Raw genomic sequence first — 10,877 nt, forward strand, 5'->3', positions numbered from 1 at the left:
GAAGTTGTCAAGCGGACTGAAGTGTTTGGACAATTCGGGAGACGGCAACAAGTAGGCAGGGGCGAGCAAAGTTCCGAATTAAGGTATTTTCTGCAGAGGCCAGGCGGCGAGGACACCGGTTCGAAGCTATGGCTGTTACACTAAGAAACGGTTGTAGGTTTCGGTTTTCGGTTCTTTCAAATGCCGTGGAGCTAGAACAGGCCGCGGCTAGTTGTTTTTCTGGGCCCGAACTGCAGCACAGTACCGCAGTGCGCGGTATTTGAAGTAGCCGCAATGTGCGGCTGAAGGGAGGGTTACAGATGAGTCAGCGTGGAACCGTAAAGTGGTTCAGCGATGAGAAGGGCTTCGGCTTTATCTCACAGGAGTCCGGCGAGGACGTTTTCGTGCACCACAGCGGAATCCTTGGAACCGGTTTCAAGTCGCTCACCGAGGGTCAGATTGTCGAGTTCGACGTCACCCAGGGTCAGAAGGGCTTGCAGGCGAGCAACGTTCGCCCCGCATAAACCACAACCACAAGCTTTCGCATCAAAAGAGGTCGGCCTTCGGGCCGGCCTCTTTGTATTTGTCATATGGCAAGCAGGTCGCCGGTCGGCGCCGGCCCACCGGGCGTCCTCATCGGGGCGCCGGCGACGGGCTTGACCCAAACCCTCGATCCGATCGACAGGCCGAGCGCCTGGTACTCGCGCCGGGTCCTGGTCAGCAGGACGACCTGGCCGCCGGTCTCGACCTCGACCCTCACCTCGTAGCCGACCCGCACCACCCGAGTGACCTCACCCGAAAGCGCCAGCCCGGGGTCCGTGACGTGCAGCTCGATGTCGTGCGGCCGGACGTAGGCGTTCCCAAGCTTGGTCACCGGCCCCAGGAAACGCATGACGAACTCGTTGGCCGGCTCGTCGTAGAGCTGGTCGGGACGGCCGATCTGCTCGATGCGGCCCTTGTTGATCACGACGATCTCATCGGCCACCTCGAGGGCTTCCTCCTGGTCGTGGGTGACGAAGACCGTCGTCACGGGCACCTCGTCGTGGAGACGTCGGAGCCAGTCGCGAAGTTCTTTACGGACCTTGGCGTCCAGGGCTCCGAAGGGCTCGTCAAGCAGCAGCACCGTCGGCTTCACCGCCAGTGCCCGAGCGAGAGCCATCCGCTGGCGCTGGCCGCCGGAGAGCTGGGACGGTAGGCGGTCGGAGAACTGGTCCAGGTGGACCAGTTCGAGAAGCTCGTGGACCCGCTCGCGGATCTCGGCCTTCGGGCGCTTGCGGATCTCCAGGCCGAAAGCCACGTTGCGGAACACCGTCATGTGCTTGAAGGCGGCGTAGTGCTGGAACACGAACCCGACGTTGCGTTTCTGGGCGGGCAGGTTGGTGGCGTCGTGCCCCTCGATTTCCACCCGTCCCGAGTCGGCGTTCTCCAGGCCGGCGATGATTCTCAGCAGCGTGGACTTGCCGCCGCCGCTGGGCCCCAGCAGAGCGGTCAGACGGCCGGTCGGGATGCTCACCGACACGTCATCGAGGGCCACGAAGTTGCCGAACTTCTTGCCGACGTCCCGGATCTCGATGCTCAAAGTGCCTCCTGATTGTTGGGTCGGATTATCGAGACGATCACGATGCAGGCCACCGAGACCAGCGCCAGCAGGAAGGCGGTGGCGTAGGCGCCGCCCCGGTCGAAGTTGAGGTACTTCTCCTCAACCACGAGCGTGGCGGTCCGGGTCAGGCCGAGCACGTTTCCCGAGACGACCTTGACCGCCCCGAACTCGCCGAGCGACCGGGCGAAGCTGAGGACCACCCCGTAGACCACCGCCCAGCGGATGGCCGGGAGGGTGATCCGGCGGAATCTTTGAGCGGCGTTTGCCCCCAGGCTCCGGGCGGCCTGGTCCTCCTCGATGCCGATCTCCTCCAGAACCGGGACCACCTCCCTGATCATGAGAGGCAGGGCGACGAATGCGGTTGCCAGGACGATGCCGGGCGTGGCGTAGATGACCTGCAGCCCCAGGTCTTCGAGCGCCGGGCCGAACCAGCCGCCGCGGCCGCCGTAGACGAGGACCAGCGACAGCCCTACGACGATCGGGGAGACCGAAAGCGGGAGGTCGAGCAGGGCGCTGAGCGCACGTTTGCCCGGAAACTCGTAGCGGACCAGCAGGAGCGAGATCCCGACGCCGAAAACGGTGTTGATGACCACCGAAGTGACTGCGACGACGAGGGTCAGTCGCAACGCGTGGACGACGTCGGGGTCGGTGAGGATCCCCCGGACCCCGTCGAATCCGCCAGCGAAGGTGTTCTGAACCACCAGGTACAGGGGCCAGGCCACCAGGAAGAACAGGTAGGCGGTGACGATCGACCGGAATGCGCAGGTCGCAGGTCCGGGTTTGCCGCGTCGCCGGTTTACGGCTGCTGGTTCAACCGGCCGCGTCTCAGGGTCAACCACGGCGGGAGATCCTTCGCTGGATGACGTCCAGGGCCACGATCACCGCCAGCGAGATGACCAGCAGGACCGTCGCCACCGCAGCCGCCCCGGGCAGGTTGTTGTTCTCCACGCTGCTCAGGATCCTCACCGACGTGACCTCCGTGCGGAACGGGAGGTTGCCCGACAGCAGGACCAGGGACCCGTACTCGCTGACGCCCCGGGCGAAGGACAGGGCCGCGCCGGCGGCGATGGCCGGGGCAATGCTCGGCAGGACGATCCGGCGAAAGGTCGTCGGGCGGCCGGCGCCGAGGGAGGCGGCAGCCTCCTCGATCTCCGGATCAAGCTCGGCTAGCACAGGCTGCACCATGCGGACGACAAAGGGCAGCGTGACGAACAGGAACGCCAGGAAGACCGCCGACTGGCGATTGGCGACATTCACTCCGAGCGGGCCGGCAGGGCCGTAGAGCGACAGGAGCACCAGCCCGGCAACGATCGTAGGCAGCGCGAAGGGGATGTCGATGAGGACCTCCAGGGCCCGCTTTCCGAAGAAGTTGTCGCGGACCAGGACCCAGGCGATGAGGGTGCCCATGACCACGTTCACGGCGGTCACCAAAGCCGCCTGGGTGACGGTCAGTCTGATCGCCGCCGCAGTCTGCTGATTCGTGATCGTCTGCCAGAACGCCGCCCAGCCTCCGCCGGCCCCAGTGGCGACCACGGCCGCAAGGGGGAGAAGCACAAGCAGGCTGAACCAGATCATCGCCATTCCGAGACCCAGGCCCGTAACCCGGTTGATCCTCCCAACCCGCACGGGCCGGCGTTTTCGCGCCGGCCTCGCAATCGTGGTTGCCGCGGTCATCCGGCTTTCCCGGAGGCCGCTATCGCCTTGGTGACAATCCCGTTCTCCTCATCGAAGAATTTGTCCGAGAGGGCGCTCCAGCTTTCGAAGTCCTCCTCGACGGTGAGCAGGTTCTTCACCGCGGGGTAGGGGTTGGACGGGTCGTTGGCTCCTTCGACTTCGCCGAACTCGACTCCGTCAATCACCGGGCGGAAGCCCTTGAGCGCAAACTGTTTCTGGCCGTGCTCGCTCAACACGAACTCGAGGAAGTCCTCCGCGGCCGGGGGAGCGTCCTTTAGCACCGCTCCCGGGTTCTCGATCAGGAGCGTGGTCTCCGGGATGATGTAGTCGAACCGCTCACCGTTCTGGTGGGCCAGGATCGCCTCGTTCTCGTAGGCCATCAGGACGTCGCCGGTGCCGCCGAGGAATGCGGTCGTCGCGTCCCGGCCGCTGCCCGGCAGGGCAACCACGTTCTTGAAGAACGAGTCCAGGTAGGCGGTTGCCTCCTGTTCGCTGCCGCCGCTCTCGATCACCTGGCCGTAGGCGGCCAGGGCGTTCCAGCGTGCGGCGCCGGAGGAGCCGGGGTTGGGGGTGACGATTCCGACGCCGGGTTTGATCAGGTCGTCCCAGTCCTCGATGTTCTTGGGGTTGCCCTCACGGACCGCGAACACAACGATCGACGAAGAAACGACCCCCCTGTTGCCGCCGTCGTCCCAGCTCTCGTCGACCAGGTCCTCGTCGACCAGCCGGGTTACGTCGCTGGCGACCGAGAAGTGGACATAGTCGGCTCTGAGACCTGCGACGACCGCCCGGCTCTGATCGCCGGACGCCCCGTAGGAGGTCTCGAAGGTGACACCTTCGCCCTCGTCGGTCTTTACGAACTCCGCAGCGATCGCCTTGTTCGCCGCCTCGGGAACCGCAAACCCGACGATCGAGATGGTTTCGCCGGAACCGCCGGAACCGCCGGAAGCGTCGTCCGGACCCGAAGCACTGCCTCCACACGCAGTCATCGTCATCAGGGCCGCAACAACCGCGCCGGCCGCTCGCACTACTCGTCTCTTCAAGTGTCTACCCCACTGTGTCGATTAACACCATTAAAATAGTGGAGTTAGTAAATAAGCAGAACCCGGATGTGTCAAGCGTTTGGATTCCTACGCGGTGTCGAGGTCGATCAGAAACTCCGAGAAGCCCCTATCGGCCATCGCCGGGTCCCTGCGGTCGCTGGTAGAACGCAGGTCTACGGGCTCCTCCTGCCTCACGGGGATCGCCAGGTAGACGGTGACCGGTTGATAGATCAGACGAATCCCCCGAATGCGGGTCACGACGCCCCGCCACTCCAACCCGCCGGCGCCCTGGTACTCGGGGTGCTCGTGGGCATCGAGCCAGAGGCGGCCCTTCACCGCAACCTCGCCCGAGCTCCGGACGCCGGGGACGATGACCCTGACACCGCCGAGGTCGACGATGGCCGACCGTTCGTGCAGCGTCACCGACGCCGCAGTGCCCTCGAGGTCGACGACGCCCAGCTTTCGCACCTCGTCCGGCACCGGCTCGGAGGCGTGCTCCGCCCACCACGGATCGGGGGGCTTCAACCCCACCACCGATGCTACCCACGGCTCGCCGACGGTGGCGTCGGGCTGGCAGCACTCCAACTCCCAGGCCGAAACCCATATGGGCACGTTCATCGCTCCGAGGCTACCCCCAAGGGGCCCGCACGGCCTCTATTAATCTTCAGGGATGCCGGAAAACAGGGTGAGGTCCCACATCTGGGTCGCAGGACGGGTGCAGGGCGTGTTCTTCCGGCAGGAGACCGCCCGGAAGGCCCGGTCGCGCGGGGTTGCCGGCTGGGTGCGCAACCTGCCCGACGGGCGGGTCGAAGCGGTCCTGGAGGGTCTGCGGGAGGACGTGGCTGCGGTGGTGGAGTGGGCGGGCGCCGGTCCGCCGATGGCGCACGTCGAGCATGTGGAGGTCGAGGTAGAGACCCCCCAGGGCGAAAGCGGCTTTCGTATCCGCTGACTACCAGAGCAGGCTGCCCGGCTCGCCCTTGATGGGCCCGACGATGTCCGCGGTCACCCAGCCGCCGTAGAAGCCGCCGGGCTGCGGCTCCACCAGCTCGTCGTCGAGGTAGCAGCCGTCGGTGCGCGCCGGGTAGAAGGAGAAGTGATCGGCCAGCTGCGTGAACGAAGGGGTCGGCTTCGGGTAGGTCCACGCTGCCTTCGGGCTTTGCTGCCCATCGGCGACCAGGTCGAAGTACGTGGCGGCTCCCTTCCACTCGCACCAGCTTCCCCGACCACCCGCCGGTCGCAGGCACTCGAGGTCGATGTCCGAGGACGGGATGTAGATTGTGGGGGCGCCGGCGGTCTCCAGCACCCGCAGCGCCCGGTCGGATCGGGCGACCTGACGGCCGGCGAAGTTCACGGTCACCAACCGGCGGCACACCTCGATCCGGGGAGGCCTCGGGTAGTCCCAGACCGACTCCTGCCCCGGACCCGGCTCGATCCTTTTGGGTTTGAACATCCCACCGACATTAATGGCCATACGAAAATAGTGGGTACAGTCTTGAAGGTAGACATCTTCAACGCTGGCGGAGGGCCCTTGCCGGAAGAACCGACGTTGATTCACGAACGATTCCAAATCGAGTCGTTGATCGCTCGCGGGGGCATGGCCACCGTCTTCAAGGGGACCGACCTCACTCTCGGCCGCACGGTGGCCATCAAGATCCTGTCCGAGGAGCTGGCGGAGGACCCAAGCTTCGTCGCCCGGTTCCGGCTGGAAGCCCAGGCGGCCGCCTCGTTGACCCACCCGAACATCGTTGCGGTGTACGACACCGGGTCCGACGGCGACACCCACTACATCGTCATGGAGTACCTGGAGGGCCGCACCCTGCACCAGATCCTCAACGAGGACGGAACCGTTCCGCCTGAGGAGGTCGCCAGCATCGGCGCCGAGGTCGCCCAGGCACTGGCCGAGGCGCATGAGAAGGGCATCGTCCACCGGGACGTGAAGCCGGGCAACATCATGATCAGCCGCAACGGGACCGCCAAGGTCATGGACTTCGGCATCGCGAAGGCAGCTACGGCGGGGAACCTGACGCAGGTCGGGTCGATTCTCGGCACCGTCGCCTACCTCTCACCGGAGCAGGCCAGGGGTGAACCCGTCGACGGGCGCTCCGACATCTACTCCCTCGGAGCGTTGCTTTACCAGATGCTCACGGGAAACCTCCCCCTCAAGGGCGACACCTACGTGGAGATGGTCCACAAGCTCAACAACCAGGACCCCCCGAGGCCCTCGGAGACGAACCCGGGCATCCCCAGCAAGATGGATGCGGTGATCATGCGCGCCCTGGCGAAGGATCCCCGCGACCGGTACCAGACGGGGTCCGAGATGGCGGCGGAGCTGCTCGACAGCATGCAGCCGGAGGGCACCGCGGCCTTTGCGCCGTTCCCGGTTGAAACCGACAAGACGGCCGTCGCGCCGGTGGCTCATGTTCGCAGGGATGAGGCTACCCGGGTCATGCCGGCGGCCACGGCCGCCCCGGTTCGCCGCGTGAGCCAGGCGCCCCCTCCGGGCAGCAACACCGGCAAGACCCTCATCGGCATCGCCGCGATCATCGCCCTGCTGGCCATAGCCTTCGTGATGTTCAACAGTCTCAACAACACGACCAACAACGATCCGGAGCCCACGCCTTCGGTTACTACGTCGTCCGTTGCCCCGCCCCCGGCGCCGAGACCTGCACCCCGTCCGGCGCCCGCCCCCGCTCCGGCGCCCGCCCCTGCACCGGTTGAGCCTCCGCCTGCACCGGTGGAGCCGCCGCCGGCCCCGGTGGACCCGCCGCCGGCTCCGGTGGACCCGCCGCCCGCCCCGGTGGACCCGCCGCCCGCCCCCGAGGCTGTAGGGGTGCCGCTGCTGGAAGGCTGAGCCTCAGGCGAAGCCGGGGGTTGACTAAGCCTGGGATTCAGATATGTTTTCGCGAGTGCTCAGGTGCGGGTTTTAGGAAGAAAACGACGGTTTAGGACGTTATTTGCACCGAAATCGGCAGCGGGCAGCGACGGCAAGGTGGCTATAGAACAGCCCTGGCTAAGCTGTTAAGCTGGAAGTGCAGCGGGTACTCAAAGGCGCGATTACCAGAAACTCCCCAAGCGCAACTTTTATCACCCGGAAAGGGTATCCAATCATGGCGATAGAACAATTCGACCCGGTCCTCGCGGAAAACGAAGCGGTCCGAAAGATCCAGGGCACCTATAAGTACGGATGGCACGACGCCACCTCGTACGACGAGGCACCCTCACGCGGTCTTTCGCACCAGGTCATCGACATGATCTCGGATCGCAAGAACGAGCCCGACTGGATGCGGGCGAACCGACACAAGGCGCTGGACTACTTCTACCGTCGCCCGATGCCGACGTGGGGCGCAGACCTCTCCGACATCGACTTCGACAACATCTTTTACTACATCAAGCCCACCGGCAAAGTCACCAAGTGGGAAGACATGCCGGACAACATCAAGGACACCTGGGACAAGCTCGGCATCCCCGAGGCGGAGAAGAACTTCCTCGGCGGAGTGAGCGCCCAGTACGAGTCCGAGGTTGTCTACCACTCCACCCAGAAGCACCTGGAGGACATGGGCGTGATCTTCACGGACATGGACACGGCGCTGCGGGAGCACCCCGACCTGGTCAAGGAGTACTTCGGCACGATCATCCCGGCCAACGACAACAAGTTCGCAGCACTGAACACCGCCGTTTGGTCCGGCGGGTCCTTCATCTGGGTTCCCAAGGGCGTCTCGGTGGAGGTTCCGCTACAGGCATACTTCCGGATCAACCAGGAGAACATGGGCCAGTTCGAGCGGACCCTGATCATCTGCGAGGACGAGTCCTGGGTCCACTACGTCGAGGGCTGCTCCGCCCCCACCTACTCCAGCGACTCGCTGCACTCCGCAGTCGTTGAGATCGTGGTCAAGGACAACGCCCGCTGCCGCTACACCACCATCCAGAACTGGTCGAACAACGTCTACAACCTGGTGACCAAGCGTGCGGTTGCGCACCGCAACGCCACCATGGAGTGGATCGACGGCAACCTTGGATCCAAGGTGACCATGAAGTACCCGGCGGTCATCCTGGCCGGCGAAGGCGCCAAGGCGGAGATCCTTTCGGTGGCCTACGCGGGCACCGGCATGCACCTGGACGCCGGCGCCAAGGTTACCCACGTCGCACCCAACACCCAGTCCACCATCGTCTCCAAGTCCATCTCCAAGGACGGCGGACGGGCAGGCTACCGGGGACTGGTCCGGATCGACGACGGCGCCACTCATGCCCGTTCGACGGTTCGTTGTGATGCGCTGATCCTCGACGAGGACTCACGCTCCGACACCTACCCCTACAACGAGATCGAAGAGGAGACCGGGTCGGTCGGCCACGAGGCCACCGTGTCCAAGGTCGGCGACGAGCAGCTGTTCTACCTGCAGAGTCGCGGCATCGACGAGACCGAGGCCATGAGCCTCATCGTTCGAGGCTTCATCGAGCCGATCACCAAGGAGCTGCCACTTGAGTACTCGGTTGAGCTCAACCGGCTGATCCAACTGCAAATGGAGGGGTCCATAGGCTAGGGCGGTTATTTGTAGTAACTCCCGGCGTCCGGGCAGCGCTTGAAGCGGTGCCCGCAAGCGCGACGCCGGAAGCGCAGCACCAAAAAGCGGCTAAGTTAAGCCGCGCTGAGTTGCCGGACCCAGGTCACATCTTCAGTCGACCGGACGGCCTCACCCAACCAGATCCTTGCGGTGCGGTGTCCGCACGCAGGGAAACCAGTTCGAAGAATTGACGCGAGGTTCCAATGGGATTCACCCGAACGGATGTAGAGGCTCTGAGCGCCTCGTTGGGCGAGCCTGACTGGGTTCTCGAGCGAAGGCTCGAGGCCTGGGGCTGGTTCGAAAAGATGGAGATACCCGGCGAGAAGGAAGAGCCGTGGCGCTACACCAACCTCGCGCGCCTGAAGTTCAAGCTGGACGACTTCTCACCGATCCCGAACGTGAGCGTCGAGCAGGCCGGTGCCAGGCAGAACGTGCAGCTCTCGCCCGATCGCAGCGGCGAGGGTCACCAGAGCGGGGCCAACATCACCGTCGCCCCCGTGGACCTGGAGCTCGACTCCGGCGGCGTGATCATCACGGACATCCACACGGCTATCGCCGAGCACCCGGATCTCGTGAGGCCGCACCTGTTCGCCCAGTACGACACGTCCAGCCACATCTTCAGCGCCCTTCACGGCGCCTTCTTCTCCGGCGGGCTGTTCATCTACGTGCCCAAGGGCAAAACCCTCTCCCTGCCGGTCGGCTACGACTGCCGCATCGACCAGGCCGGCACCGCGGTCTTCCCCCACACTTTGATCGTCAACGAGGAGAACTCCGAGGTCTGCTACCTCGAGCGCTTCTCATCCCCGGGTCTCGGTGGGCAGGGTCTTTCCGTCGCAGCCGTCGAGGTGGCGGCCGGCCAGGCGTCACGCGGGTTCGTCGCCTCCATCCAGGATTACAGCAAGGGCGTATGGCACTTCCAGAACCACTCGTACCGGACCGCCCGGGACGCCAACTTCAAGTCCCTGGTCCTGACGCTGGGGGGCACCTTCTCCCGGTCCGAGACCACCGCGACAATCCAGGGTGAGGGCAACAGCGTCGACATGATGGGGATCTACGTCGCCGGCGAAGGACAGCATTTCGACTTCCGCACCATGCAGGACCATGCGGCCGCCCACTCCACCTCCGACCTGCTGTACAAGGGCGCCCTCAAAGGCAACGCCCGCACGGTTTATTCGGGTCAGATCCACGTGCGTCCAGAAGGCCGGGAGACCGACGCCTACCAGACCAACCGCAACCTGGTGTTGAGCGACCACGCGATGGCCAACTCGAAGCCCGAGCTGGAGATCGAGAACAACGACGTCCGCTGCAGCCACGCCGCCTCTGTCGGCCAGATGGATGAGAACGAGGTCTTCTACCTGCAGAGCCGCGGCATCGACCGGGTGGCCGCCGAGCGCCTCATCGTCAAGGGCTTCCTCGAGGAGGTCCTCGGCAAGGTCGGCCGCAAGGACATTCAGGGCATGGTCGAGCACCTGCTGGAAGAGAAGCTGACCGTATGAGCGAGTGGGTGAAGGTGACCACCGTCGACGAGGTCAAGCCCGGCACCGTCGTCCAGGTCGAGGTTGAGGGCGAACCGGTCTGCCTGGCCAATACGGGCGAGGAGTTCCTGGCCACCTCCGACATCTGTTCGCACGACTACGTAGAGCTGCACGACGGCTGGCTGGAGGAAGATGAGATCGAGTGTCCCCAGCACGGCTCGCGCTTCAACATGCGCACCGGCAAGGTGCTGAACCCGCCTGCTACCCAGTCCATCGCCCCTTACGAGACCAAGGTCGAGGGGCAGGACGTGTACGTAAGAGGACCTATGGAGAGAGTCAAATGACTGAGCCACTACTTCTAATCGAGAACCTGCACGTTTCCGTCGGCGAAGGCGACGACACCAAGGAGATCCTCCGCGGGGTCGACCTGAAGGTGTTCCCGGGCGAAATTCACGCCATCATGGGCCCCAACGGATCCGGCAAGTCCACCCTGGCCAGCGTTTTGATGGGCAAACCGGGCTACGAGGTCACCGAAGGGCGCATCCTA

At 64.7% G+C, this 10,877-nt stretch carries 13 protein-coding genes; 7 read left to right on the forward strand and 6 right to left on the reverse strand.

The window, feature by feature from the left end:
* Window positions 1-299 precede the first annotated feature (299 nt).
* The gene (locus VFV09_13330; protein HEU4868692.1) at window positions 300-503 is read left to right on the forward strand and encodes a cold-shock protein; all 204 of its coding nucleotides are present in this window, start codon (window positions 300-302) and stop codon (window positions 501-503) included.
* A gap of 62 nt (window positions 504-565) precedes the next feature.
* Here VFV09_13330 and VFV09_13335 read toward each other — a convergent pair whose 3' ends face one another.
* From VFV09_13335 to VFV09_13355, 5 genes are all read right to left on the reverse strand, one after another.
* On the reverse strand, window positions 566-1,558 hold the full coding sequence (locus VFV09_13335; protein ID HEU4868693.1) for a sulfate ABC transporter ATP-binding protein: 993 nt from the start codon (window positions 1,556-1,558) through the stop codon (window positions 566-568).
* The gene (locus VFV09_13340; GenBank protein HEU4868694.1) at window positions 1,555-2,328 is read right to left on the reverse strand and encodes a sulfate ABC transporter permease subunit; all 774 of its coding nucleotides are present in this window, start codon (window positions 2,326-2,328) and stop codon (window positions 1,555-1,557) included. Before VFV09_13340 ends, VFV09_13335 begins: the two co-directional genes overlap by 4 nt.
* Window positions 2,329-2,410: 82 nt before the next feature.
* Window positions 2,411-3,253, reverse strand: a complete 843-nt coding sequence (gene cysT / locus VFV09_13345; GenBank protein ID HEU4868695.1) for a sulfate ABC transporter permease subunit CysT — start codon at window positions 3,251-3,253, stop codon at window positions 2,411-2,413.
* A complete protein-coding gene (locus VFV09_13350) occupies window positions 3,250-4,296 on the reverse strand; it encodes a sulfate ABC transporter substrate-binding protein (GenBank protein ID HEU4868696.1) in 1,047 nt (348 codons plus the stop codon). Before VFV09_13350 ends, cysT begins: the two co-directional genes overlap by 4 nt.
* An 87-nt stretch (window positions 4,297-4,383) precedes the next feature.
* On the reverse strand, window positions 4,384-4,914 hold the full coding sequence (locus VFV09_13355; GenBank protein HEU4868697.1) for a DUF6578 domain-containing protein: 531 nt from the start codon (window positions 4,912-4,914) through the stop codon (window positions 4,384-4,386).
* A 52-nt stretch (window positions 4,915-4,966) separates the two neighbouring features.
* On the opposite strand from VFV09_13355, the gene VFV09_13360 reads away from it, so the two are divergent.
* Window positions 4,967-5,245, forward strand: coding sequence for an acylphosphatase (locus tag VFV09_13360; protein HEU4868698.1), 279 nt, complete (start codon window positions 4,967-4,969; stop codon window positions 5,243-5,245).
* Here VFV09_13360 and VFV09_13365 read toward each other — a convergent pair whose 3' ends face one another.
* Window positions 5,246-5,746, reverse strand: coding sequence for a DUF427 domain-containing protein (locus VFV09_13365; GenBank protein HEU4868699.1), 501 nt, complete (start codon window positions 5,744-5,746; stop codon window positions 5,246-5,248).
* A gap of 78 nt (window positions 5,747-5,824) precedes the next feature.
* On the opposite strand from VFV09_13365, the gene VFV09_13370 reads away from it, so the two are divergent.
* The 5 genes from VFV09_13370 to VFV09_13390 form a co-directional block, all read left to right on the forward strand.
* Window positions 5,825-7,147: a protein kinase gene (locus VFV09_13370; protein ID HEU4868700.1), complete on the forward strand. Its 1,323-nt coding sequence runs from the start codon at window positions 5,825-5,827 to the stop codon at window positions 7,145-7,147.
* Window positions 7,148-7,403: 256 nt separating this feature from the next.
* Window positions 7,404-8,834, forward strand: a complete 1,431-nt coding sequence (gene sufB, locus VFV09_13375; protein ID HEU4868701.1) for a Fe-S cluster assembly protein SufB — start codon at window positions 7,404-7,406, stop codon at window positions 8,832-8,834.
* A 224-nt stretch (window positions 8,835-9,058) separates the two neighbouring features.
* On the forward strand, window positions 9,059-10,351 hold the full coding sequence (sufD, locus tag VFV09_13380; GenBank protein ID HEU4868702.1) for a Fe-S cluster assembly protein SufD: 1,293 nt from the start codon (window positions 9,059-9,061) through the stop codon (window positions 10,349-10,351).
* Window positions 10,348-10,674 (forward strand): non-heme iron oxygenase ferredoxin subunit, encoded by a 327-nt coding sequence (locus VFV09_13385; GenBank protein ID HEU4868703.1) that lies wholly within the window; start codon window positions 10,348-10,350, stop codon window positions 10,672-10,674. Before sufD ends, VFV09_13385 begins: the two co-directional genes overlap by 4 nt.
* Window positions 10,671-10,877 (forward strand): ATP-binding cassette domain-containing protein (locus tag VFV09_13390; protein ID HEU4868704.1); only part of this gene is annotated, 207 nt, incomplete at its 3' end. The genes VFV09_13385 and VFV09_13390, both read left to right, overlap by 4 nt.

Source organism: Actinomycetota bacterium, from assembly GCA_035759705.1.
Lineage (GTDB): Bacteria > Actinomycetota > CADDZG01 > JAHWKV01 > JAHWKV01 > JAJCYE01.

What these genes read in the sequence shown, in the direction of transcription:
- VFV09_13330 (HEU4868692.1), top strand. Translation starts at nt 300, where the DNA reads ATGAGTCAGCGTGGAACCGTAAAGTGGTTCAGCGATGAGAAGGGCTTC.
- cysT (HEU4868695.1), bottom strand. Translation starts at nt 3,253, where the DNA reads ATGACCGCGGCAACCACGATTGCGAGGCCGGCGCGAAAACGCCGGCCC.
- VFV09_13355 (HEU4868697.1), bottom strand. Translation starts at nt 4,914, where the DNA reads ATGAACGTGCCCATATGGGTTTCGGCCTGGGAGTTGGAGTGCTGCCAG.
- VFV09_13360 (HEU4868698.1), top strand. Translation starts at nt 4,967, where the DNA reads ATGCCGGAAAACAGGGTGAGGTCCCACATCTGGGTCGCAGGACGGGTG.
- VFV09_13365 (HEU4868699.1), bottom strand. Translation starts at nt 5,746, where the DNA reads ATGTTCAAACCCAAAAGGATCGAGCCGGGTCCGGGGCAGGAGTCGGTC.
- sufB (HEU4868701.1), top strand. Translation starts at nt 7,404, where the DNA reads ATGGCGATAGAACAATTCGACCCGGTCCTCGCGGAAAACGAAGCGGTC.
- sufD (HEU4868702.1), top strand. Translation starts at nt 9,059, where the DNA reads ATGGGATTCACCCGAACGGATGTAGAGGCTCTGAGCGCCTCGTTGGGC.
- VFV09_13385 (HEU4868703.1), top strand. Translation starts at nt 10,348, where the DNA reads ATGAGCGAGTGGGTGAAGGTGACCACCGTCGACGAGGTCAAGCCCGGC.